This window comes from Corynebacterium sp. c8Ua_99, from assembly GCF_039907185.1.
Taxonomy (GTDB): domain Bacteria; phylum Actinomycetota; class Actinomycetes; order Mycobacteriales; family Mycobacteriaceae; genus Corynebacterium; species Corynebacterium jeikeium_D.
The window spans coordinates 70559-95073 of the sequence record NZ_JASBOG010000010.1; the positions used below are offsets into that span (position 1 = coordinate 70559).

Sequence of the window (24515 nt, forward strand, 5' to 3'; positions counted from 1 at the left end):
ACACGACATCGGAATCATTAAATCGGGAGGAACACCCACATGGCTTTGACCCCAGGATTCGACCTGTTCCAGCTGCCAGAGGAGCACCAGGAGCTCCGCGCCGTTATCCGTGATCTGGCGGAGAAGCAGATTGCTCCGTACGCAGCGGACGTCGATGAGAACGAGCGTTTCCCGGAGGAGGCCCTGAAGGCTCTCAACGAGGCTGGATTCAACGCCGTCCACGTGCCGGAGCAGTTCGGTGGTCAGGGTGCGGACTCGGTTGCGGCCTGCATTGTCATTGAGGAAGTTGCTCGTGTCTGTGGCTCGGCTTCTCTTATCCCGGCTGTGAACAAGCTGGGCACCATGGGCTTGATCCTCAAGGGCTCCGACGAGCTGAAGAGCAAGGTCCTGCCGGACATCGCCAACGGTGAAATGGCTTCCTACGCACTGACTGAGCGTGAGGCCGGTTCGGATGCCGGTTCCATGAAGACCCGCGCGGTCCGTGAGGGCGATGAGTGGGTCCTCAACGGCTCCAAGTGCTTCATCACTAACGGTGGCCGCTCCACCTGGTACACCGTCATGGCTGTCACCGACCCGGAGAAGGGTGCCAACGGCATCTCTGCATTCATGGTCCACAAGGACGACGAGGGTTTCCGCGTCGGTGGCCTGGAGCACAAGCTGGGTATCAAGGGTTCCCCGACCGCGGAGCTGTACTTCGAAAACTGCCGCATCCCGGCTGACCGCATCATCGGCGAAGAGGGCACCGGTTTCAAGACTGCCCTGGAGACCCTGGACCACACTCGCCCGACTATTGGTGCACAGGCACTGGGCATCGCGCAGGGTGCGTACGACTACGCCGTTGGTTACGTGCAGGAGCGTCAGCAGTTCGGCAAGCCGATCGCTGCTTTCCAGAACACCCAGTTCATGCTGGCTGACATGCGTATGAAGATTGACGCTGCTCGTCTCATGGTCTACACCGCAGCCGCTAACGCTGAGCGTGGCACTGCTGAGGGCGGCGCTCGCCTGGGTCTGATGGCCGCAAACGCCAAGACCTTCGCCTCTGACGTTGCTATGCAGGTCACCACTGATGCCGTGCAGCTGCTCGGTGGTTACGGCTTCACCCGTGACTTCCCGGTTGAGCGCATGATGCGTGACGCCAAGATCACCCAGATCTACGAGGGCACTAACCAGATTTGCCGCATGGTCGCAGGTCGCCAGATTCTCGCAGACGCACAGAAGCGCTAATCACCAGCGTAAACGCTAAGCCCTCGCTACCAAGGCGGGGGCTTTTTCATGCCACCGCATCACTCAGGATTTGTCGCTTAACCCCAATGCGAGTTACTGACTGCATTTATGACCAGCGGCGGTGGGGCGATGCGAGTTACTGACTGCGTTTATGACAGAAATGGCCCGAAAAACGGCTTCAAAGTGTCATAAACTCATACAGTTTCACATTTGCAGCCCGTAAGTTTTTGGGTTAAGTAGCAAGAAGCATGTCCGGTCGGCGTGCGCCGGGGCCTACTTTTTCGCTTAACCCCCGGTTTTTCGGCCGTCCGGCACTCCAGCCCCGCACGAGTCCGGCACTACACCATCCACCAGCTCGCCAGCAGCCGCACACATCAGCCTCGCTAATCACACCCTCATTTCGCCAACCAAGCACAGGCAGCTACAACGATTGCCTCTGCTCCCCGGTCAAGAGTGGGTTGGAGGTCAGGGGCGAAAGCTGGGTTGTGGTTGCCAACGGCGCTGCTCTCATCCGCGAAACCGCCGAGCCCCCAGTACGTATATGGCACTCCAAGCGCATCGGGGATGATTGAGAAATCTTCAGAGGCGGCCACTGCGTCCAAGTCGGAGACTTCTTCACCGAAGTACGCGTCGAATGCCTCACGCACAGTATTCGTGGCATCCCCGTCATTATTCGTGAGGGGATAGCGGTCGTAGTAAGTGAACTGCGGGTCTTGAGGGCTGCGGGCAGCAACGCACTCTGCTCGTACAATGCGCTCGATTGCCTCTTTGAGGTGTTCGGTCACGGCGCTGTTGTAGGCACGAGTGTTGATGAGCAGCTCTGCGGAGTCAGGAATGATGTTGGACTTAGTTCCCGCTTGAATCGCACCAACGGTCACCACTGCGGTCTCGGTGGCCGCTACCTCACGCGAGACAATGGTCTGAAGGCGCATCACAATGGTGGATGCCAAGACAACGGGATCGACACTGAGCTCCGGCATGGATCCATGGGAGCCATTACCGTGCACAGTGACTTTGACCGAGAATGCAGAGGAGAGAACTGGCCCGCGGCGAGTTCCCACATAACCGCCGGGCAAGCTAGCTAGTACGTGTTGACCGAGATAAACGTCGGGACGCGGAATAGCCCTCTCCAGATCTGCCGCCAGCATTGCGCGTGCACCTTCGGCGGTTTCTTCAGCGGGTTGGAAAATACCGATGAATGTGCCAGACCACTGATCAAGGTTTTCGTTGAAAGCCTGCAGCGCTGTGAGCAAAGACATCAGGTGGAAGTCGTGCCCACAAGCGTGGGCGACGGGGACCTCTGTGCCGGTCTTTTCATCAATCTGCGTTGCCGTGGAGGCGTAGTCTTTGCCGGAAGTCTCCTTCACCGGTAGCGCATCAATGTCTGCGCGCATAGCTACAATCGGCCCGGCACCGTTCTCAATAATGGCAACGATGCCGGTGTCTCCGACGCGATTTGTGGAAATACCTGAAGATTCGAGCTCCTGAATAATCCGGTCTGCAGTGCTGTGCTCCTGCATGGAAAGCTCAGGGTGCCGGTGGAAATATTTGTACAGTTCCTCGCGCTGGGATTGGGTGGACGCGAGACCATTCAGAATCTTTCTGGCGCTCTCAGTATTAGTGGGCATACCTAAAATGTACGCCGACCTAAAGCGGACGGTGGAGGCCCTGGAAGGCATCCCCGTCCCGCCCCAAACCTCTAAGAGCTGCCTACGTCGTCACAAAGAACTTCTGGTTACGCTCGCCGCGGTAGGACTGGGCGGTTGCAGTTGCGGCGATGATAGAGGCAACAATCAGCAGGCCAGCTGTAATCAAACCGAGCGCCGACGAGTCTCCGGAGCGTACCTGGGAAATCGTTCCGACCAGCGTCATTGATGCATTAATGACAAAAACTGCCGCCGCCACGGACAGCACCGTGCGCGCTGCAGTCGATCCTTCAAGGAGTTTGCCAGCAAGCCACCAGCACGCAATCGCCGTTGCCGTCTGCGCGAGAATCGCAAACGCGAAGCTCACGGCCAAGCTGGTCTGTGCAGCAGAAACCTCGATGTTGTTGGCCTTTGCCGCTTCCGTAACAGTCGCGTCCCATTTCAATAGGGAACTGACCACGGTGAGGATTAGCGCTGGGACGTAAACATATACCGCGAGCCGCCACCACCTAAAGGACTGCGCCGCATGGAAAGGAACGTCTTTAGCCGAATTGACTGCCATAATTCCATACTCTAAACCACGCTGTCGCGGCGCGAAACGTCACTGCTAGGTTGAACTTATCGCTTGCCGACGAGCAGATAACCGGCAACCACCACAAAAGCTAACTTTTATACAGCGCTGGTGCGGTGCGGGTCGGTGAAGTCGACACCTTGGGTTTCCCACACGCGACGCAGTTCGTCAACGCCCTTAGCGCGAGCAAGGGCAAATTCGTTGGTCGTGGCGGGGACCGGCTGGAAGATTGTGACTTCGGTTTCCTCCACCGCGACCGGCGGGATTTCTGCCTTGAACAGCACAAAACCGGTGAAGCGCGACTGATCCCACAGTGGCTGGCCGAAGTCGATTAGTGCCCCCTCGGTGAGGATGAGGCCTTCGATGCTTGGGGAAGCGGCAAGAATACCCAGCGGGCGGATGACTTCGTCCAGTCCACCACGAATAGGCAAGACGAGTTCGGCACGCGGGCCAGAGTTGGTGTCCACCACCATTGCGGACGGATCTTGCATCGCTTCGGCACTGCAACCGAGTGTTGCGTAGGTGACAATCCGGTCTGTGTCAGGGCCGAAGCGCAGCATCTTCAGTGGCGAAGAACCAAGGAAGGTCAGCTGGGCTTCGCCGGGGTCGGACTCTTCAAAGTAGGAGGAAAATGCTGCTCGGACTGCTTTGATGATCGCATTGCTATCAGGGCCGGCGGGAGGAATGGGGCCGGTTAAGTTATCGAACACGGGCGGTACTCCTTGTTGAGGTGGTCATTTTAGGCTGCGGGCGAAAGCTCGACAGCATCAGCCCACGTCGCATCGAGGTTCAAAGTCTGCATCCACGTATCAATGTTGTCACCGTGTGCAGCGATTGCGGCGCGCGCAGTCAGCGTGGTCTCGATAGCGAATTCGGTGAGTTCATCGCTAATCAGCCCTTGGGTGTGGGCCGCGACGAGCTCGTCGACATCTTCAACGCGAATCTGTGTGGTCGCATCGACAGGTAGGGGAGCTATGGCCTCAGGATCGGTCGGTGCCTGCAGGATGTCGAGATACAAATCGGTCATACGCCAGCACTGCGGATCAGTCCGGTCGATGCTGACAATATCGACGTAACGTTGGTGTTCCACCTTCACGCCCGGGCGGAAGTGATAAATGCTGATGCGCAACCCCTCGTCGGCAAGCAGGAATGACTCTAGATATCCAAACTTTGGATGATCCATCCCACGGCGCATATAAAGGCGGCTGGGTGTGAGAGTTCGGAACTCGTCGACATTGCGCTGAAAGCCCTTGGGGTCGGTGTTGACCATTTCACGTAGGTCAAAGGTCTCGACTTTCGGAGGATGTGTGTCCTGACTCGAGCGAATTGGGGAGAGCGCAGGAGCTGCCGCGGTCGAAGCCGAAGTGGCCGGTGAAGTGGACATGCGAATACCTTAACGTGTAGGGGTTGCCTTTTTGGGCATAGAAAAGCCCTTTCTGCATACGTGATGCAAAAAGGGCTAGGGGAGAACTAGAAAAACTTAGTTCAGGCCGACCGGGAAGACACCGGCGGTCGGGGTGTAGCTGCAGTTGGTCGGACCAGGCTCTTCCTGAGTGGTGATACCGCCCTGCATGACAGCGATGACCACGCCCTTGCCCGTGTCAGCGGTGCCGTTGACAGCACCCGGGCCCTCCTCGGCGTTGATGCCGTTGTTCTCCAGGGTGGTCTTGCCGTACTTGCCGTTAGCAACGTTGACCCAGTAGACATTCATCTCTGTGTCCTGCTGCTTAGCCAGCTGCTTGGTGCCCAGGCCAGTGAAAATGAAGCCAAGCTGGTTTTCTGGAACACCTGGCAGAGGCAGGTCTGCCGGGCCCGGAACGGTAGTGGCCAGGCCGAAGGAACGACCTTCGCCGCCGATGCACTTGTCGGCAACAGTAGGCAGCAGGAACTGGTTGGTCTTCGGGGCACCTTCCGGAACCTTGAAGCCCGGCTCGCCCTCGCCCTCACCAGTCAGGAAGTCAATTCCCTTGTTCAGTGCGCTGGAAATTTCCTCAGGAACGCCTGGGGAGTTAATGATGTCGCGCGCGTTGCCGTAGAGATTCGGCGAAGCGATGTTCAGGGAGTCCAGCGACGGGGAAGCAGAAGCGGCGGGAGTCATGCCCGCAGTGAGAATTGCAGCTGCACCCAAGGTCGCTGCGGCACGGCGCAGGAAGGAGCGTCCAGTCGAAACCACGGTGAAGAACCTCTCATTCGTGGGCTATTGGAGTCGGAATCAAAATTTCGGAATCGTTGCTCATCTTAGAACGACTCCAACGGGAATTGGAAAGATTTGAAAAAGAAATGTTCAGAATCTTCTCAGGAGATTAACGCACGGATTCCCGCGTGTCGCAAGTTAATTAGAGTGATTTTTGGTGTAGAACGAGATGATTGTGAAAATTGTGACGTCATGTATGCCTGTGGTGTTAATGGTGTTTCGCAGCGCGTAAGCGGGTGAAGTCAAGTCTCATCCCGTGGGGTTACAACTATGGCATTTGGTCACATGTGTCACATGGCGGGCTGAGAGATTGCCGTCGTGAAGCGTTGTGGCGCTGGCGGATATGCCGTTATGGCTGTCGGTAAAGCGGGGGTGCAGTAAGGGGGTAATTTATCCCTAAGGGTGGCGCGGCAGTGCCACTTTGCATGACGGATAGGTGCTCGGGGTTGCGAGAATCTCTGCCAGATGTGCAGGGGCATTAAGAAGGAGTACACTGTAGAACGCTTTATTACGCGTTGATGCGGGGCGTTAAAGGCAGTCGTAAAGACAGTCCTTTAGAGCAAGGCCGTATCTTTTTCTTTTAGTCCTCTTAGCTTGTTAGGAGCTATCCGCCTGTGAGCGATACCGAGTTCCGTAATGTCGCCATTGTCGCACACGTCGACCATGGCAAGACCACTCTCGTGAACGCCATGCTGGAGCAGTCCGGCGTTTTCAGCGACCACGAAGAAGTTGCAGACCGAGTGATGGACTCTGGTGACCTTGAAAAGGAAAAGGGCATCACCATCTTGGCGAAGAACACCGCTATTCGCCGAAAAGGTGAGGGCAAGAACGGCGAAGACCTCATCATCAACGTCATTGACACCCCTGGTCACGCCGACTTTGGTGGCGAGGTGGAGCGCGCACTGTCCATGGTTGACGGTGTCGTGCTGCTGATCGACTCCTCTGAAGGTCCGCTGCCGCAGACCCGCTTCGTCCTGGGCAAGGCGCTTGCTGCCTGCATGCCGGTGATTATCGTGGTCAATAAGACTGACCGCCCAGATGCACGTATCGACGAGGTTGTCGAGGAAGCACAGGATCTGCTGCTCGAGCTAGCCTCCACCCTGGAAGACCCGGAAGCTGCTGAGGTCGCTGAGCGCAACCTTGAGCTGCCGGTTCTCTATGCCTCTGGTCGTGCCGGTAAGGCTTCTACCGAGAACCCGGGTAACGGCAACTTGCCGGAGTCTGAGAACCTGCAGCCGCTGTTCGACGTCATCACCGAGGTACTCCCGGAGCCGTCCGCTGAGATTGATGCCCCGCTGCAGGCGCAGGTTACCAACCTGGACTCCAGCTCCTTCCTCGGTCGAATTGGTCTGATTCGTATCCATAAGGGCCGTATCCGCAAGGGACAGCAGATTTCGTGGATTCATTACGACTCCGAGGGCAATGAGCATGTCAAGAATGCGAAGGTCGCGGAGCTGCTGCGTACCGTCGGCGTGACCCGCGTACCTGCTGAAGAGGCCATTGCTGGTGACATCGCCGCTATCTCCGGTATCGACGAGGTCATGATCGGTGACTCTCTCTGTGATGCCGAGCATCCGGACCCGCTGCCGCGCATCCTGGTCGATGAGCCGGCTATTTCTATGACGATCGGCGTGAACACCTCGCCACTGGCAGGCCAGGGTGGTGGCGATAAGCTGACCGCTCGTATGGTCAAGGCCCGCCTGGACCAGGAGTTGATTGGTAACGTCTCGCTGCGCGTGCTGCCGACCGAGCGCCCGGATGCCTGGGAGGTGCAGGGCCGTGGTGAAATGGCGCTGTCCGTTCTGGTTGAAACTATGCGTCGTGAGGGCTTTGAGCTGACCGTCGGTAAGCCGCAGGTTGTTACCAAGACCGTCGACGGCAAGGTTCAGGAGCCGTACGAGCACCTGACCATTGATGTTCCTGAAGAGCACCTGGGTGCTGTCACTCAGCTGATGGCGGCTCGTAAGGGGCGCATGGAGCAGATGGGTAACCAGGGCACCGGTTGGGTGCGCATGGAGTTCCTCATTCCGTCCCGCGGTCTGATTGGCTTCCGCACTACTTTCATGACGGAGACCAAGGGCACCGGTATCGCCAATCACTACTCGGCCGGCTACGGCGAGTGGGCTGGTGAGATTAAGGACCGTCCGACAGGATCGTTGGTGGCTGACCGTACCGGCCAGATCACCGCTTACGCACTGATTCAGCTTTCTGACCGCGGCACCTTCTTCGTCGAGCCGGGTGACCAGGCTTACGAGGGCATGGTCGTTGGCCAGAATCCGCGTGATGAGGACATGGACATCAACATCACCAAGGAAAAGAAGCTGACCAATATGCGCGCAGCCTCGGCTGATGCGACCGTGACTCTGGAGAAGGCGCACAAGCTTTCCCTCGATGAGGCTATGGAGTTCTGTGGTGCTGACGAGTGCGTTGAGGTCACCCCGGAGGGCATTCGCGTACGCAAGCAGATCCTCAGCGCCACCGATCGCGCTCGCGCTCGTTCCCGCGCGAAGGCCATGAATAAGAAGTAATTCGGGTTGGTAGGGGACTGGGCCACCTGAAAACCAGTCTCGGGGTAACTGACTCGGTCAGGTGTCGAGTAATCTCGTGGATATGTTTATTCGCAGCCGTCGTCACGCAGCTTCTCGTCGATTTTTCGTAGCATCGACACTCTGCGTGACGGCGGCTTTGGCGTCTTCGTGCATGGCTCGCCCCTCGGACGCTCCGACTGTGCCCGGGCAGCAGGAAGCGCCGGTGCAGCAGGAAGACACCGCTGACCAGGCCAAAAAGATGCGTGAAGTCACGGTCGGTGTCGACGAGTTTGTCGAAGGCTTCAATCCGCATTTGCTTGCCGACGTCTCCCCGGTGACCAGCCTGGTAGCGCGACTGACACTGCCTAGTGTTTTCACCCCTGCGCCGGTAGAGGGCGAGGCTGGTGACGCTAGTGCCGCCGCGCAAGCTCCCGGAGTGGTGGATAACGCTGCCAATGCTCGCTCGGCAGGAGCTCCCCAATGGCTTCTCAACTCCGACTTGCTGGATTCCGTGCAGGTCATCGAGAGTGATGACAGCAAAGACGGTGACGCCAGAAACGGAGCTGGAAACGGGAAAGCGGCCGGTGTTGACATCACGGATCCGACGGTAGCGGCAGAGCATGTCCGCTACCGCATTCGAAAAGGGGCGCAGTGGAGCGATGGCACGCCAATCAGTGGCGAGGACTTCCGCTACCTATTTTCCCAAGTCACGTCCACGCCAGGATCGCTGGATACGGCGACTTATGAGCTGATTAAATCCATTGATGTCTCCGACGGTGGCCGTCAGATTGATGTGACGTTCACTCAGCCGATTACGCATTGGCAGCGCCTGTTTGCACATCTCTTGCCAGCGCATTTGATGCGGTCGAACACTGATGGTTTTTCCGAAGGGCTGGCCAGCCGTTTCCCGGCCTCCGGTGGGCAGTACACCGTCGAGTCGATGGATGTCGGCCGCAACATCATTCGACTGGTTCGAAATGACCGCTACTGGGGTGAGCAGCCAGCAGCCTCGGAGGTTATTACGCTGCGTGCCATGCGTAGTGCCATCGATGGTGCGGAGCAACTGCGGTCGAAGCAGATCCAGGCCGTGCAGGTCCGTCCGACGGAGACGTCTGAGCTGACGTACGGTCTGATCCCCGGTGTTGCTGAGTTCTTCCATGAGCCCAACCGGGAACTGGTTTTCAGTACCAACCTCGCGTCGAGCAGGCTTGCCGACGAATCCGTCCGCCGGGCCATTCTGAACACCATCAACGTTGCACAGGTCTCAGAGGTGGCCACCGGGCGCCGAATCGCAGGTGGCTCTGGTGACGGTCGTGACCAGGAGAAAACCGAGGCGCCACAGGCCGGTTTTACTGAGGACAATCCGCTACGAATCGGCATCATTAGCGACGGTATAGCGGCACGCGCTGCGGCTTTTGCGGTCGCTGACCAGTTGACTGCAGCTGGTATCCCCGCCACCGTTGTTTCGTATTCACCGGCGGACATGCTGCGTTCTTCGTTGCCCTACGGAACCGTCGATGCCGTGGTGGCATGGGCAGAGCAGCCCAATTCCGTCCAGGCGGCCCGGGAACGCTATGCGTGTACGGAAGGCTCGATCAGTTCGCTACCGCCGAAGGACTTGGATGAAGCAGGCGCAGAGTCGGCTACCGAGTCTGAGTCAGAATCCGAGTCTGAGTCTGAGGGCGTTGACAGTTCGACAAAACCTGCACCAAGTGAAGACCGGGGAAAGAGCGCTGAAGAGCAGAGCTCGCTGGACGGGACAACATCGTCTGAGCAGTCCACATCTTCTACCTCAGCAGAGCCGGCTGACCTCAGCGGAGTATCTGTCGCTCCGAAATCGGCTGCTCGGAGCGAGAATCTTTCCGGCCTTTGTGACCCGCAGGTTGATGAGCTGCTCGCTCCCGACAGTTCTGCGTTGCCCGCTGAACTCGCCGATATCATTGCTGGCCACAGTATCGAGCTGACCTTGGTGAAAGACGGCTTGCTGACGGTCGTCAGCCCGGAAATTACAATTACTGGGCGGAAGGACTCTTCGCAGTGGACCGATGACCCAGTGTTGGGCCGCCTCGGTGTTCTGGGCGAGGTTCGCCGAGTCGCGACGCAAAGCGGGACTCGAGAATCGTCTGAGAATTCTCAACCGGGAGATAGTCCGCGCGAAGATACTGAGCAGGACGGTTCGGGTCAGAACCAAGAAGTCCGCGATAACGCCGACCAGGAGAACAAGGGGAAGTAAGAAAGCCCGTGAAGTTACTTTTTGTTCACGCACATCCAGATGACGAGTCCATTTGGACAGGTGGTTTGATTGCGGCTGCCGCGCGCTCCGGAGCGTCGGTAAGCGTAGTGACCTGCACGATGGGCGAGCTGGGAGAGGTCATCGGCGCGCCGTACCAGGGGCTAGTTGCTGATGAAGCTGACCAGTTGGGCGGTTTCCGCGTCGCCGAGTTGCGCTCGGCGCTGCGTGCGCTGGGGGCCAATAGCCCAGACAATGCGCCACGTTTCCTCGGTGGTGCCGGGCGTTGGCGTGATTCCGGTATGGCAGGGGACAAGGGTAATGAGCATCCCCGTGCGTTCATGAACTCAGGTGATGAGGCGGTAGCCCAGCTTCGCACCATCCTCGATGAGCTGCAGCCAGACCTGGTCATTACCTACGATGCCGATGGTGGCTATGGGCACCCGGACCACATTCGCGCACACGATATCACTGTCGCGGCGTGCGGAAATCGCTTTCCGACGCTGTGGGCGGTCACCGATCGTGAGGCAATGGCGGCGGGGCTGGATGCCATTACCGTGGTACCGGAGAGCTGGCAGTCGTGCGATGTCGACGACTTCGCCACCGTGACTGGCCATTTCGAGGTTCAGCTGGATGACGCCGCTGTGGCTGCCAAGGTTGAGGCCATGCGCGCGCATGCGACGCAGGTGTGGTTCGCCGATGGTTCCGTCAGCGAGGTGAATCCGGATGCTGTCTATGGGCAGACCGATGGCTCTGGTCGTGCGCGAGCCGTCTGGGCGTTTTCCAATTTGCTGTGTCAGCCGGTGACACCGACTGAGGCATACCGTTTTGGTACGGCGACCGCTGCGTCCCTGGAAGAGCTGGGGGAGCTGGTGAATATCCAATTACCGCCAGAGCCGGTAGCGAGCGTCGACTCTGTACCGAGCGTGGATCTGGAAGCGGAGGGGAGTGCGGACGATGAGTAACCCTCAGCCTCACGAAAGCGAAGACTTGATTAACGCTGCTGGCGGAAAGTTGAAGAACGAGCGCTTGAGTATTGAAAAGCGCACATTCGGGGATGAGCGCTATTGGGGTGACCCGGAACGTTCGCAGCCACGCGAGAACTTCCATCAGGGGGAGGTCACAGTAGCGCTAGTCTGGCTGTCGCTGGCTGCGTTGGCAGCGTTGGTGATTGAAGTAGTTTTCCTCGGAGTGTGGATTACCATCGGCTCGGTTGCTATTCCGTTGCCGTGGACCATTCCGCTGGCCTATATTGCCAATCTGATTATCACCAACACAGCGTTGCTGTGGACACGCGATCGCTCCAAAGCTGCAATTCCGACTGTCATCTGGGTGCTGGGCTTTGCAGGCATTCTGCTGTGGGCAGTGCTGCCCTTCGGTGGGGACTTGGCAATGGGGCAGTGGTTGCGAACAGTGCTGCTGCTTGTTTGCGGTGTGCTGGGCGGTGCCTGGCCACTGCGCCATCTGCGGGCACTCTAGCGAAAACCGCAGCGGATACTGCAGGAGACGGTGAGGAATTGATACAGGGCAGGCCCGCATCAATGTGGCTCTTTCTGGAGCCAGTTGAAAACAACACCCACGTTGGGTGTAGACTCCAATCTGAATATACCGCTCTGTCTATTTTGCTCTGTTTCTCGTCGGAACGGCATAATCGACAGATAGCGAAAGCCTCATCCCATATCTTGTGAGAAAGGTTCTTAAACCTAAAACCATGACTTACATCATTGCCCAGCCATGTGTTGACGTCCTCGACCGTGCCTGTGTTGAAGAGTGCCCGGTTGACTGCATTTACGAGGGCAAGCGCATGCTCTACATTCATCCTGATGAGTGCGTGGACTGTGGCGCTTGTGAACCGGTCTGCCCAGTCGAGGCCATCTTCTACGAGGACGATGTTCCGGATGAGTGGGTTGAATTCATCGATGCGAATGTCGACTGGTTCGATGAGTTGGGTTCCCCGGGTGGTGCCGCCAAGCTCGGCCCCCAGGACTTCGATGTGCCATTCGTGGCAGCTCTGCCGCCGCAGGCAGAAGAATAAAACCACAGATGATTAAACCTATTTCTTTTCCCGGGAAGGACTTCATCACCGCCCATGTCAGCTGCCCGTAAGCGCGTAACTCCCGGTTCTCTTTTGCCTCAGTTTCCGTGGGATTCTCTCACGCAGGCGAAAGCCACTGCGGCTGCGCATGAAGAGGGCATGGTCAATCTCTCGGTCGGCACACCGGTCGATGAAGTCGCTCCGATAATTCGGAAGGGCCTTACCGAAGGTGCTGCCGCACCGGGTTACCCTCAGACCGTCGGCACGCCTGAGCTACGTGCTGCGATTGTTGCAGCGATGGCGCGGCGCTACGGCGTGACGGGACTGGAGTCAGCGGTCAATGGCGGCAATGTGCTTCCGGTCATCGGCACCAAGGAAGCGATTGGCTGGCTTCCCTTCCTCCTCGGCGTAGGCGCGGGGCACACCGTCGTCATCCCCGAGCTGGCATATCCCACCTACGAGGTCGGCGTTCGCATCGCAGGCGCTGAGCTGCTGCGTGCGGACTCGCTGACGCAAATCGGCCCCGCCTCGCCGACGCTGATGTTCATCAATTCCCCGGGCAACCCCAACGGCAAGGTCCTCGGTGTTGAACACCTGCGCAAGGTGGTTGAGTGGGCGCGTGCTCGGGACGTCGTTGTCGCCTCTGACGAGTGCTACCTGGGGCTCGGTTGGACTGAACAGCCAGTCAGTATTCTCGACCCGCGAGTGTGCGACGGTGATTTCACCAACCTGCTGGCTATTCACTCGCTGTCCAAGACGTCGAACATGGCGTCGTACCGCACCGGCTGGTTCGCTGGCGACGCGGACCTCATCGCCGAGCTGGTTTCCGTGCGCCGTCACATGGGGCTGATGATGCCGGGACCCATCCAGCACGCCACGATCGCCGCGCTTAACGACGACTCCCACGAGGCCGAACAAAAGCAGCGATACTGTGACCGCCGTGAGATTCTGCATGATGCACTGGTAGCCGCAGGTTTTCGTATCGATGACTCCGAGGGCGGGCTCTATCTGTGGGCTACGCGCGGGGAAGACTGCTGGCAGACCGTTGATTGGCTGGCCGAACGCGGCATTTTGGTCGCGCCGGGTAGCTTCTACGGCCCCAAGGGTGCGCAGCACGTGCGGGTGGGGCTCACAGCAACGCTCAACGACATCGAAGTGGCGGCGGCGCGTATTCGCGGCTAGCCCCGGCCAGATGTGCTGGCCCGCGTAGGCCGAATGCTGCAAACGGTGCCGACATCGGCATAGACCAAATCATGAAAAAGGGAGTGTGCCGTGGGACGTGCCGCAGGCAATCGAGATGCGTGGTGGGGCCTTGAGAAGAACCGTCAGGCAGCGCAAGTCGATGCCGCCGCTCACGAGCGCGAGGAGTACATCCCCTTTGAGCCGGCAATCGTGGCCGACACCGATGAGTTTCTGGTCGTAGACAAGCCACCTTTTCTGCCGGCGACTCCCAATGGCCGCATCGTGGCCAATACCGTGCAGGAGCGACTGCGACGTAGTCTCGGGGAACCGGAGATAGTGGCCGTTCACCGCCTGGATCTTCTGACCAGTGGGCTGCTGTTGCTTTCCCGGAATCCGGCTACCCGTGCGCGCTACCAGCAGCTTTTCCAAAACCAGGAAATCACCAAAGAATACGAATGCCTCACCGTGATGCCCGATGATTGGCATGTGGGGGAAACCAGGGATGTCACGCTTCTGCTCGATCCCAACCCGGCGGGGCGCGGAGTAAAAGTCGTGGAGACCGACGATTTCGCTCGCGCTGCCGCGAAGAATCCCAAGTTCAAGCTCGCACGCACAACCGTGACCTTCCTCGGCCGAGTAGCCGCGGACATCGGCGATGTGCTGGCGAACAGCCATGGCGGTGGTGCGACCAGCACCAGCATTCCGCTGCACGCAGTCGGCTGTGGTTGTGGGCATTGCGGCAGCCGCATGCAGGTGGGGCACTGGCGGCTACAGCCCCATACGGGCCGCACGCATCAGCTGCGGGCGACGATGGACTGGCTAGGCTATCCCATCCTCGGTGAGGATACCTATGGCCGGGAAGCGGGGGCGCAGGGGCCGTCGGCAAGCGCGAGTGGAGTGCCAAAGTACACGCCGCAGTTGCGATTGACGGCGACCGCGCTGGCCTTTGTCGACCCCGTCACTGGTGAGCGACGTGCCTACCGGAGCGCGCGGACTATCGCGGCCCCGGCAGACGTGCCGACGACCCCTTAGTTAGCGTGCAGCTCCGCGCTGAGCTTCACCTTTTCGGCAGCCCACGGCACAACCTCGACTGCACCAGAGAGCGAGTTGCGGCGGAAGAGCATATTCGATCCGCCCGAGAGCTCGCGGGCCTTGAGCGTCTTCTTCACACCGTCTAGGGCAACGTGGCACTTGGTGCCGGCAGTGATGTAGAGCCCGGCTTCGAGTACGCAGTCATCGCCGAGCGAGATGCCGAGTCCAGCGTTCGCACCGAGTAGGCATCGCTTGCCGACGGACACAACTTCCTTACCTCCACCGGATAGTGTGCCCATGATGGACGCACCACCGCCGATATCGGAGCCGTCGTCGACGACGACCCCCTGAGAGATACGGCCTTCCACCATGGAGTGTCCAAGCGTGCCTGCGTTGAAGTTGACGAAGCCCTCGTGCATGACTGTGGTGCCCTCTGCGAGGTGGGCGCCTAGGCGTACGCGGTCAGCGTCACCGATGCGGACTCCGGTGGGAGTGACGTAGTCGACCATGCGGGGGAATTTATCGATGGAGTAGACGGTGACAGGCCCGCGGCGCGACAGCTTGGCTCGGGTTACCTCGAAGCCTTCGACAGCACAGGGGCCAAAATTCGTCCACACCACATTGTTGAGCTTGCCGAAGATGCCGTCCAGGTTGATGCTGTTGGGGGTGGCCAGGCGGTGGGACAGCAAATGGAGGCGCAGGTAGGCATCGATGGTGTCAACTGGTGCGTCATCGAGTGAAGCGATGGTAGCTGTGACCAGATGGCGGGTGGTGCCGCGGTCCGCATCGGCTACGGCCAGATCTGTGAGGTAGGTGAAATCTTCAGGCAGTGCGTCGGCGTCGATGGTTCCGGTCGTGGTGGAGGTTGCCACGCCCTCTTCGATGAGCTTGGGGGCGGGGAACCAGACGTCGAGAACAGTATCGTTGTTAAAAGTGGCAATGCCGGTAGCTTGTGCTCCAAATTTCATGGAAAACAGGCTACCGGCATATCCCTATCTATGAAAAGTGTTCCGCAAATGTGTAGCAAGGAAGTGTTCGGATAGGGGTAGCAGGGTGGTTAGACCCTGCAATTAATTGTCATGGGCTAGTTGCTTTCGCTGGACTCGAGAGCCTCGCGGGCCGCGGTGCGGCTCTTCTTAGTCAGTGCAGCGAGTACCGCGAGGAACGCAGTGACACACACAACGGCGATAACCTGCTGGCGAGCACCAGGATCGGTGAGCATGCCAACAGCGAGGCCCAGGATCAGGATGACCGCTACCCAGGACAGTGCCGGGTAGGCCCACATGCGAACGGAAAGCTCGTTGTTGGCCTCCATCTGCGGGCGCAGCTTAATCTCGGACAGGGCGATAACCAGCCAGATCACCAGCAAGCAGCCGCCGACAGCGTTCAGCAGGAAGACCAGGACACTCGAGCCGTCGAAGACAACCTGCAGGCCAACGGAGACGAAGGCGAAGACCATCGACATGATGACCGCACGGTTCGGAACTGCGCCTTCATTGGTGTGGGCGAAGAAGCGCGGTGCCTCACCGCGGGTGGACATCGAGTAGACCAGGCGAGAGGTTGCGTAAATCTGAGCGTTGAACGCGGACAGCAGCGCCAGAACGATAATGGCCTCCATGAAGCCAACGGCACCCGGAATGTTTGCCTGCTTCAGAACCTGGGTGAACGGCGACTCAGCTGCGGAGTCAGCGCCGTCAATCTGGGAGTACGGCAACAGCAGGATGATGACGGTCACGCAGCCCAGGTAGAACACAGAGATGCGGAAGATTACCGAGCGGACAGCAGCAGCGATGGAGCGCTGCGGATCTTCAGCCTCAGCAGCGGCAATTGTGACAATCTCGATACCGCCGAAGGCGAAGGCCACGGCCAACAGACCAGCGGCAATGCCGGACACGCCATTCGGGAGGAATCCGGACTCGGCAATATGCGTCGTACCGACGAAGCTGGTGCCTGGCAGCAGACCGAAGAAAAGAAGAACGCCAATGACCAGGAACGCGATAATCACCGCGACCTTGATGAACGCGAACCAGAACTCAAACTCGCCGAAACCGCGCACATTCGCCAAATTCACTACAGCGAAGAAGACAACACAGATCAGGCCTGGAATCCAGCCCGGAATACCGAACCACGCACCCATGATGGCACCGGCACCGGTAATTTCAGCGCCGAGCACCATGATGAGCATGAACCAGTAGAGCCAGCCGAGGACAAAGCCAGCCGAGGAGCCAAAGGCCATCTCGGCATAAGTGGAGAAGCTACCCGGTGTCGGGCGGGCAGCGGCCATCTCGCCGAGCATCTGCATGACGAGGACGACAATGAAGCCAGCGATGACATAGGAAACTAGAACACCCGGGCCAGCTGCCTTAATGCCGACGCCCGTACCAAGGAAAAGACCGGCACCGATTGCGGAGCCAAGACCCATCATGGTCAGGTGTCGAACCTGCAGCCCCTTGCCCAGCTGAGCTGTCTCGCCGGAGGTGGAGGTAATTTGCGATTCGGTCATGTCGCAAACATTACCTCGCTGATAACAGGGGCAATAACCGTATTACGGGTTTACCCCCATTCACCGTTTTGGGGTCAACTAATGTGCCTTCACGAGCACCGAAAGTAGGTTATCCGGCCAGCTCATCCGGCACGTCGGCAAGCTGAGCGAAAGCAGCGGCACCTTCGTCATTGCCCGGGCGTTCCGTGCGGCGGACGCACACCGCCGAGTGGTCCGGGTGATGGTAGAAGTGCATGTTGTCGCGGCCCGAAATTTCCCATGCCTGAATACGGCGGTTCTCCGCGGGGACATCGATGGGCGTATCGGGGGCAATGAGGATGCTTCGGTCAATAATGCAGTCATTACCGAGGCTGACGCCGACGGTGCCGGCCGCGATATCGATGTGGCAGCGCTCGCCAACCGTGAGCGGCTTACGCTGACCGGAATCGTCATGAGCGGCAATGATGGAGGCCGACAGTCCCACCTTCGTGTGCGCGCCAATGACGACACCGGAGGATAGACGTCCCTCAATCTTGCATGGGCCCAGAGTGCCCGAGTTCAGCGAGACAAATCCCTCGCGCAGTACGGACGTACCCGGTGCCAAGTAAGCGCCCAACCGCACGCGCTCGGCCTCTGCAATGCGCACACCGGCGGGCAGCACATAATCGACCATGCGCGGCATGCGGTCGATGGCGTAGACGTGAATCAGACCGCGGACGCGCAAGTGGGTGCGCAGTTGCTCGAAGTTGTCCGGCAGACATGGCCCCTTGTTGGTCCACGCCACCACATGGAGTAGCTCGTAGAGCCCCTTGGTGTTTAGCTGGTGCGGCTTGACCAGGCGGTGGGAGAGCAAATGCAGGCGCAGGTAGGCATCGTGCGGGTCGACAGCAGGCTTGGACAAATCCTCAATGGACGTGCGCACTGCCACCTGCTCCACGCGGCGATCCTCGTCCAAAATCACCTGACGAAGCAACTGTGGGGTCAGATCAGCGGCGCCGAGCCGGTGAGTGCTCGATTCTACGACCTCATCGCTTAACTGAGGTGCGGGAAACCAAGTATCGAGAACTGTACCGTCCATTGCGATATTGGCGATTCCCGTAGCGACAGCACCAGATGTAATCATGATTCTTAATATTAGTATCCCTTTAAGGAATCTTCGCGGAAGGATGAACTATGCCCCTAGCTGGCCTTGAAAGCACACAGAAAATGAAGCAGTGGTTCTTAGTTAGCCTCATCATTGCTGTCAGTGTGCTCGGACTCGGCTTCGTCCTGTCCCTGCCGGTGGTCTTCTATGTCGGATTCGCACTGCTGAGTGCTTGGATTCTCGCCGTAGCCAGCTTCTTTGGTTTCGTTTTGCCGCCGCGAGCAATGCCAATTGGCGCAGTCGGTGTGGCTATTGCCGCAGTGGTTGCGCTCATCGCGCCGAACCGTCTTGTGCTGGTTATCGCAGTTGCCATCGCGGTGGGGCTCGGCGGTGGCATGATCGCCCGTCTTCTGCTGGAGCGCAAGAACCGCGATCAGCAGGCACGCATCGACGCTCTGCCGATGTGGGAGCGCGATGAGCTGGGCGATGTCGCCGAAACGCTTCGTCCTGCTTATCGACGAGACATCGATCCCACTCCAGTGCAGCTGCCACATGCAACGGCCAAGATTGTCGCGGCCGTCTGCAAGCCGTTGGCCGGTTCTACGGTGATCGTCAGCACGAATGAGCTGCGTCCGGTGATTGCGGTCTATGGCTCCCGTGTGGCTGTGGTCTATGGACCCGGCGCGGGCGTTGTCGAGGAAGAAAGCGGCAACGGAGAGGTGACCGATAATGCGGGGGAGGAGCGGGCGCTGGGGTCGTCGGCAAGCGAAACTCCGGCGGAAATCATTGCTCAAACTCTCCCGGAAGGAGCGAAAACCCTGGTCTTTGAGGTGGCTGATGGGCTTAAGCGTCCGGCGGAGGGGAGAATTGGTGTGACCTCCGCCGAACCGCATGAGCTGGCGCTGTTCCTCGGCGGTGGCGCGCCTGCCAATGGGGATGCGATCAATGGTCGTGCGGCGCATATTCATCATAAAATTCTGGTTTCGCTGGCGCACAACGGTTTGTACGCTTAATTGATGTGAAATCGAAGTTAAATCTGCTCCAAGATCCTGTAGACCTCACGGCGGCACTGGTCGACATCGAATCGGTGTCCCACAATGAGACCGCGATTGCGGATGCCGTCGAGGTGGCATTGCGTGAGGTAGCGCAGGCAGATAAGTCGATTGAGGTCCTGCGCATCGATAACAACGTGATTGCACGGACTCATCGTGGATTGCCGCAGCGTGTGATTCTGGCCGGGCACCTGGATACGGTGCCGACTGCGGACAATGTGCCTTCGACGCGTGGGGTAGACGCGCAGGGAAGAGACACGCTCTTTGGCTGCGGAACTGTGGATATGAAAAGCGGGGACGCGGTCTATCTGCATGCTTTTGCGACGCTAGCGGCAAGCCAGGAGCTGCAGCGCGACCTGACGCTCATCATGTACGAATGCGAAGAAATCGCCGCGGAGTTCAACGGGGTGCGGCACTTGAGTGAGTCGCATCCGGAGCTTCTGACTGGCGATGTCGCTCTGCTGGGCGAGCCCAGCGGCAATGTCATCGAAGCCGGTTGTCAGGGCTCTATTCGCCTGCGTTTGACCGCTCACGGCACACGTGCGCACTCGGCTCGGGCGTGGCTCGGCGACAATGCCGTGCACAAGTTAGCGCCGGTGCTGTCACGCATTGCCGCCTATGAACCGCAGACTGTGGACATTGACGGCTTGGCCTACCGCGAAGGGCTCAACGTCGTCTGGCTGGAGGCCGGGGTTGCTACCAATACGCTTCCCGACGAGGCGGTGCTGCGAGTCAACTTCCGATTCGCGCCCAACCGCAGCGCCGATGAGGCTATGGCACACTTCCGCGAGGTGCTGGGGCTCGACGAGTTCGCGGCCGAGGACCTCACCGTCGATGTCGAGGATGTGAGCCCTGGGGCGCTGCCTGGACTGCATGCGGCTGCTGCGAAGGAGTTGGTTGCGGTCGCAGGCGACGTCGTAAAGCCCAAGTTTGGGTGGACCGATGTGGCGCGTTTTTCGGCGCTCGGCATTCCCGCGGTGAACTTTGGCCCGGGTGACCCGGCGTACTGCCACAAGAAGGATGAGCAGATTCCGGTCGAGTGCATAGCGGCACTGTGGGAGGATTTGCGGCGGTACTTGACCACCGCGCCGGTGGCTGAGTGAGCCTAGAATCACACCCCGCCCTCGCCGAGCGGGTGCGCGTATGTCATTGCTGGCATACATTGTGAGGTTATGAAACCTGTACGTACTCCGTCCCCAGCTAAGCGCCGTGCACTCCGCGGCCCAATCGCGATCCGACAGGCGGGCGAACCGCAGGCGTCTACGACCGACCGCAGGCTGTTGTCACACAATCCGAACACGGACTGGCTGCACAACGATACCTGGCGTGTGCTGCGCATTCAGTCGGAGTTCGTTGACGGCTTTGGTGCGTTGGCGGAGATTCCGCCGGCGGTGACGGTATATGGTTCGGCACGTCTGCCAGAGGATAGCCCTTACTACCAGTGGGGCTTCGACCTGGGCAAGGCGCTGGCGGAGGCGGGTTACGCGACCATCACCGGTGGCGGCCCGGGCATCATGGAAGCCGCCAACCGCGGCTGCTACGACGCCGACGGCCTGTCCATTGGGTTGGGCATTGAGCTGCCGCACGAGCAGCACTTGAATGACTGGGTCGACCTGGGCATGAACTTCCGCTACTTCTTCGTGCGGAAGACCATGTTCCTGAAGTACTCGCAGGCGTTTATTTGCCTGCCGGGCGGTTTCGGCACTCTCGATGAACTCTTTGAGTCACTGGTGATGGTTCAGACCGAGAAGGTGGAAAATCACCCAATCGTGCTGCTCGGCACTGAGTTCTGGTCGGGGCTGGTTGATTGGATGCGTGAGAAACTAGTGGCCATGGAGCTGATTTCTCCGACTGATATGGACCTTTTCCTGGTCACCGACTCCATTGACGAAGCGGTCGAGTACATCGAGGCCGCGCACGAAAAGCTGTTGGAAGAGTGTGAGCCGACCTCTGACGTTTCCGAAAAGCTCCGCCGAGTCCGTCGCTTCAGCGAAAGGTAGGACGCTGTGCGGAGTTTTTATCAGGACTCCGCGGTGCCGACGGTGATGGCCATCGTCAATCGCACCCCGGATTCCTTCTATGACCGTGGCGCGACGGCTGCGGAGGAGGCTGCGCTTGCTCGCGTCGACGAAGTTGTTGCGGCAGGCGCGGGCATTGTCGACATCGGCGGCGTCAAGGCCGGTATCGGTGCAGAAGTAACTGTTGCCGAGGAAATCGAGCGCGTGGTGCCGACCATCGCGAAGGTCCGCGAGCGCTATCCTGACCTGCACATTAGCGTCGACACCTGGCGCGCCGAAGTCGGAGAGGCCGCCATTAACGCTGGCGCCAACCTCATTAATGACACTTGGGCGGGCCATGACCCGGAGCTGCTGGAAGTCGCGGGTTCCCACGGGATGGGTTACGTCTGCTCGCACACAGGTGGGGCACTGCCACGCACCAATCCGATTCGCGTGCGTTACGACGACGTCGTGGACGATGTCATCTCAGAAACCGGCAAACTCGCCCAGAGGGCAGTGGACGCTGGCGTGCCGGAGGACCGCATCCTCATCGATCCCACCCACGACTTTGGCAAGAACACCTACCACGGCCTCGAACTTCTGCGGCGCTGCAATGAGCTCGTGGCTACAGGCTGGCCGGTGCTTATGGCGCTGTCGAATAAGGACTTCGTCGGTGAGACTCTGGACCGCCCGGTCGAGCAACGTGTGCCCGGCACCTTGGCCGCGACTGCCCATGCGGCAGCTGCCGGCGTTGCGGTGTTTCGTTCGCATCAGGTGTCCGAAACCCTTGATGTCTGTCGCATGACTCTGGCTATTTCTGGTGATTTTGCACCACTGCATCCGGTGCGTGGGCTGGTGTAAGGGGCGTAGTTTGAGGCGCTTCACCCATGCCGCTGCGTGAAACAAAAGACTATGATGAAGAGAAGTAGTCGAAATGCCGACCGGGATTCTAAACCGGGATTTTAAACCGGGGTCTTAGACCGAGGTCTTGAACCGGGATTGTCAATCTCCCAGCTACCACAGCTGAGCTGGGGTAGCTGGTCGTCTCCTGCATCGACATTGTCTTAGAACGAAGGAGTTCACATGGCAGCAATGAAGCCGCGTACCGGTGATGGTCCGCTGGAGGCAGTTAAAGAGGGCAAGAAGATTGTGATGCGCGTCCCCGCAGATGGTGGTGGGCGCCTGGTGGTGGAACTGTCCCCGGAGGAAGCCAAGGAGCTCGGTGCAGAGCTTGTAGCAGTAGTGGAGTAGCAGAGTAGTGGGGTATCGGGTAGAGGCCGGGTAGTGGCCGGGCCTGTCCGGTTTTGACCCAGCGGCGACCTACACCAGTGGTGTAGGTCGCCTTTTCTTTTTCAGGTGATAACGGCTCGAATGAGGGGTTATGAACAAAAAGTACGGGCTGCAAATGTGAAACTGTGCGAGTTTATGACACTTTCAAGCCAGTTTTCGGGCAATTTTTGTCATAAACGTAGTCAGTAACTCGCATTGGAGTTACTTGGCTGAGCTCGACACGGGCTAAGATAGTGAAAATTATTTTTCTAGCTCAGTTTGAGGAGTGACCGACGTGCTAGCTGACATCATTGATGTGCTTGCTGACCCCATCGATGGCACTGATTTGAAGTTTGGTGATGCCGAACGAATGACTCTGAAGTCCGAATCCGGACATAGCTATGATGTCGCCCGCCAGGGTTACGTTACGCTCGCCGGTGGGGCTGGCCTGCGCTACACCGGCGATGACGCCAAGATGATTACCGCCCGCGAGGAGTTCCTCTCTGGTGGCCACTATGCTCCATTCGTTGAGGCAGTTACAGGCAACGTCCAGGACGTGCTTGACGACGCCAACGTGTCCGAAGCCGCCAGCCCAGTCATCTGCGAAGTCGGTGCGGGCACTGGTTATTACCTCGCACACACGCTGGACAGCATTCCCAATTCTCGTGGCGTAGGCATTGATGTGTCTGTGCCGGCCGCCAAGCACCTGGCCAAGAGCCACCCGCGCCTCGGTGCGGTTGTGGCCGATGCGTGGGCACGGTTGCCGCTGCGTGATGGTTCCATCGATGCGCTTACTGTTGTCTTCGCACCTCGCAACGCGGAGGAGTTCGCTCGCGTGCTCAAGCCGGGCGGCCAGGTTGTGGTTCTGACTGCCACCACTGGTCACTTGGGTGAGCTTCGTGAGCCACTGGGCATCATTGATGTCGAGCGCGGCAAGGTCGAGCGCATGATTTCCCAGGCAGAGGGGCACCTCGTGCCTGTTGGCGACCCGGAGCTGGTGGAGTTCGGTATGAACCTCAACCAGGGTGCAATCGCCGCGCAGATCGGTATGAGCCCGTCGGCACGCCATATTCACCCGGAGGTGCTGCAGGAACGCATTGCGGCGCTACCTGCAGAGATGCACGTCACCGCCCGTGCCTACGTCACTCGTCTTGGCCGCCCGGGAGACTAGCGTTTACTCCTTGACCTCGGTTTTGTGAATCTGCTCATCCAGGTCTTCCGGATCCAGGTCAGCATCCGAGAATTCCGCCGTTAGCGGAAGGCGAAGCTGCAGGTCAGTGCCCGGGCACAGTTCGATAGTGCCCGAGCGCAGCTTAAAGTCCAGCACATGCCCGCCGCCGGTGCCGCCTTCCGCAAGGAAGTGCACGTGACAGCCGGGCACCGAAATTCCCTTCTCGTACACCGGCGTGCGGAAGCCCGCAATCGTGCCCCGCAGGTTCTCAAAATCAACCGACGCGTCTTCTTCCGTCGCATCAACCATCTTCTGGTACGGCTTTTCCTGCTTTACGACGGTTCGAGTCTTCACCCACTCAAATTCGCCGGTAATCCGCAGTGCGTACATAAAATTTTGGCTCGGCACCAGGGAATCGATGATGGGGCTAATTTCCTTGCGAGTCAGGTTTTCCGGCGCATCCATCACCGTGTGGGGAACGAAGTTGGTCACCACCGTGTAGGGGCTGCGCTGATCCATGGTGGCCCGGGTCGCGGAGCCGTCGTGACGCACCTGCCAGCAAACACCGTCGAGGATTACCATTTCGCCATCGAGACCGTCGAAGGTGCCGATGCCGAAGTTGCCATGACCAAGGATTTCGCCAATGGTCATCTCGCCGTCGTAGATGCCATCGAGCAGTGCGGACATCAGTGAGTTTTGGAAAATTGTGTGTCGGACCGTTGGAAAATTCTCGTGAGTGGTCATGGGAGCCATTATATTCGCGGTGCTTGTGGCTCAGTTTGTTCGGCGTTTTCGGTCCGATGGTGTGGGAGGACCCT

The 24515-nt window shown here is 59.1% G+C and carries 23 protein-coding genes; 14 read left to right on the forward strand and 9 right to left on the reverse strand.

Annotated elements, in window-relative coordinates:
- Positions 1-39: 39 nt before the first annotated feature.
- Positions 40-1224 (forward strand): acyl-CoA dehydrogenase family protein, encoded by a 1185-nt coding sequence (locus QKE19_RS07310; RefSeq protein WP_016422383.1) that lies wholly within the window; start codon positions 40-42, stop codon positions 1222-1224.
- Between the two features lie 395 nt (positions 1225-1619).
- Here the strand turns inward: QKE19_RS07310 and QKE19_RS07315 are convergent, their stop codons facing one another.
- The 5 genes from QKE19_RS07315 to QKE19_RS07335 form a co-directional block, all read right to left on the reverse strand.
- Complete coding sequence (locus tag QKE19_RS07315) at positions 1620-2852, reverse strand: amidohydrolase (RefSeq protein WP_049189471.1); 1233 nt, start codon at positions 2850-2852, stop codon at positions 1620-1622.
- An 82-nt stretch (positions 2853-2934) separates the two neighbouring features.
- A complete protein-coding gene (locus QKE19_RS07320; RefSeq protein ID WP_048732907.1) occupies positions 2935-3432 on the reverse strand; it encodes a hypothetical protein in 498 nt (165 codons plus the stop codon).
- 107 nt (positions 3433-3539) lie between these two features.
- Positions 3540-4151 carry a suppressor of fused domain protein gene (locus QKE19_RS07325; RefSeq protein WP_049189470.1) on the reverse strand — a complete coding sequence of 204 codons (612 nt, stop codon included), beginning with the start codon at positions 4149-4151 and terminating at the stop codon, positions 3540-3542.
- Between the two features lie 29 nt (positions 4152-4180).
- Complete coding sequence (locus QKE19_RS07330) at positions 4181-4825, reverse strand: DUF402 domain-containing protein (RefSeq protein WP_049172719.1); 645 nt, start codon at positions 4823-4825, stop codon at positions 4181-4183.
- 96 nt (positions 4826-4921) lie between these two features.
- Positions 4922-5614: a hypothetical protein gene (locus QKE19_RS07335; RefSeq protein WP_016422388.1), complete on the reverse strand. Its 693-nt coding sequence runs from the start codon at positions 5612-5614 to the stop codon at positions 4922-4924.
- A 635-nt stretch (positions 5615-6249) separates the two neighbouring features.
- On the opposite strand from QKE19_RS07335, the gene typA reads away from it, so the two are divergent.
- The 7 genes from typA to QKE19_RS07370 all read left to right on the forward strand — a co-directional run bounded on the left by typA (position 6250) and on the right by QKE19_RS07370 (position 14642).
- Entirely contained in the window at positions 6250-8163 is a 1914-nt protein-coding gene (typA, locus tag QKE19_RS07340) for a translational GTPase TypA (RefSeq protein ID WP_016422389.1), read from the forward strand.
- Between the two features lie 82 nt (positions 8164-8245).
- Positions 8246-10396, forward strand: a complete 2151-nt coding sequence (locus tag QKE19_RS07345) for an ABC transporter family substrate-binding protein (RefSeq protein ID WP_187400435.1) — start codon at positions 8246-8248, stop codon at positions 10394-10396.
- A gap of 8 nt (positions 10397-10404) precedes the next feature.
- Positions 10405-11358 (forward strand): N-acetyl-1-D-myo-inositol-2-amino-2-deoxy-alpha-D-glucopyranoside deacetylase, encoded by a 954-nt coding sequence (mshB, locus tag QKE19_RS07350; RefSeq protein WP_347890703.1) that lies wholly within the window; start codon positions 10405-10407, stop codon positions 11356-11358.
- Positions 11351-11872, forward strand: coding sequence for a hypothetical protein (locus tag QKE19_RS07355; protein WP_069358854.1), 522 nt, complete (start codon positions 11351-11353; stop codon positions 11870-11872). The genes mshB and QKE19_RS07355 overlap by 8 nt, the downstream gene beginning before the upstream one ends.
- A gap of 232 nt (positions 11873-12104) precedes the next feature.
- Positions 12105-12428, forward strand: coding sequence for a ferredoxin (fdxA, locus tag QKE19_RS07360; RefSeq protein ID WP_069358853.1), 324 nt, complete (start codon positions 12105-12107; stop codon positions 12426-12428).
- A 54-nt stretch (positions 12429-12482) separates the two neighbouring features.
- The gene (gene dapC / locus QKE19_RS07365) at positions 12483-13610 is read left to right on the forward strand and encodes a succinyldiaminopimelate transaminase (RefSeq protein ID WP_069358852.1); all 1128 of its coding nucleotides are present in this window, start codon (positions 12483-12485) and stop codon (positions 13608-13610) included.
- A gap of 90 nt (positions 13611-13700) precedes the next feature.
- Complete coding sequence (locus QKE19_RS07370; RefSeq protein WP_069358851.1) at positions 13701-14642, forward strand: pseudouridine synthase; 942 nt, start codon at positions 13701-13703, stop codon at positions 14640-14642.
- On the opposite strand, the gene dapD is transcribed toward QKE19_RS07370, so the two are convergent.
- The 3 genes from dapD to QKE19_RS07385 all read right to left on the reverse strand — a co-directional run bounded on the left by dapD (position 14639) and on the right by QKE19_RS07385 (position 18247).
- Positions 14639-15610: a 2,3,4,5-tetrahydropyridine-2,6-dicarboxylate N-succinyltransferase gene (gene dapD, locus QKE19_RS07375; RefSeq protein ID WP_049190052.1), complete on the reverse strand. Its 972-nt coding sequence runs from the start codon at positions 15608-15610 to the stop codon at positions 14639-14641. The genes QKE19_RS07370 and dapD overlap by 4 nt on opposite strands.
- A 116-nt stretch (positions 15611-15726) precedes the next feature.
- A complete protein-coding gene (locus QKE19_RS07380) occupies positions 15727-17130 on the reverse strand; it encodes an amino acid permease (protein WP_275043520.1) in 1404 nt (467 codons plus the stop codon).
- 124 nt (positions 17131-17254) lie between these two features.
- The gene (locus QKE19_RS07385; protein WP_049193666.1) at positions 17255-18247 is read right to left on the reverse strand and encodes a succinyltransferase; all 993 of its coding nucleotides are present in this window, start codon (positions 18245-18247) and stop codon (positions 17255-17257) included.
- An 83-nt stretch (positions 18248-18330) separates the two neighbouring features.
- On the opposite strand from QKE19_RS07385, the gene QKE19_RS07390 reads away from it, so the two are divergent.
- The 6 genes from QKE19_RS07390 to QKE19_RS07415 all read left to right on the forward strand — a co-directional run bounded on the left by QKE19_RS07390 (position 18331) and on the right by QKE19_RS07415 (position 23697).
- On the forward strand, positions 18331-19221 hold the full coding sequence (locus QKE19_RS07390) for a hypothetical protein (RefSeq protein ID WP_347890705.1): 891 nt from the start codon (positions 18331-18333) through the stop codon (positions 19219-19221).
- A gap of 5 nt (positions 19222-19226) precedes the next feature.
- Positions 19227-20363, forward strand: a complete 1137-nt coding sequence (dapE, locus tag QKE19_RS07395) for a succinyl-diaminopimelate desuccinylase (protein ID WP_284856981.1) — start codon at positions 19227-19229, stop codon at positions 20361-20363.
- 69 nt (positions 20364-20432) lie between these two features.
- Positions 20433-21260, forward strand: coding sequence for a TIGR00730 family Rossman fold protein (locus tag QKE19_RS07400; protein WP_070429515.1), 828 nt, complete (start codon positions 20433-20435; stop codon positions 21258-21260).
- A gap of 45 nt (positions 21261-21305) precedes the next feature.
- Positions 21306-22118 carry a dihydropteroate synthase gene (folP, locus tag QKE19_RS07405; protein ID WP_070437943.1) on the forward strand — a complete coding sequence of 271 codons (813 nt, stop codon included), beginning with the start codon at positions 21306-21308 and terminating at the stop codon, positions 22116-22118.
- A gap of 222 nt (positions 22119-22340) precedes the next feature.
- The gene (locus QKE19_RS07410; RefSeq protein ID WP_005509573.1) at positions 22341-22508 is read left to right on the forward strand and encodes a DUF3117 domain-containing protein; all 168 of its coding nucleotides are present in this window, start codon (positions 22341-22343) and stop codon (positions 22506-22508) included.
- Positions 22509-22821: 313 nt separating this feature from the next.
- Positions 22822-23697 (forward strand): methyltransferase domain-containing protein, encoded by an 876-nt coding sequence (locus tag QKE19_RS07415; RefSeq protein WP_048732862.1) that lies wholly within the window; start codon positions 22822-22824, stop codon positions 23695-23697.
- A 3-nt stretch (positions 23698-23700) separates the two neighbouring features.
- Here the strand turns inward: QKE19_RS07415 and budA are convergent, their stop codons facing one another.
- Positions 23701-24450, reverse strand: coding sequence for an acetolactate decarboxylase (gene budA / locus QKE19_RS07420; RefSeq protein WP_347890706.1), 750 nt, complete (start codon positions 24448-24450; stop codon positions 23701-23703).
- Positions 24451-24515: the final 65 nt, after the last annotated feature.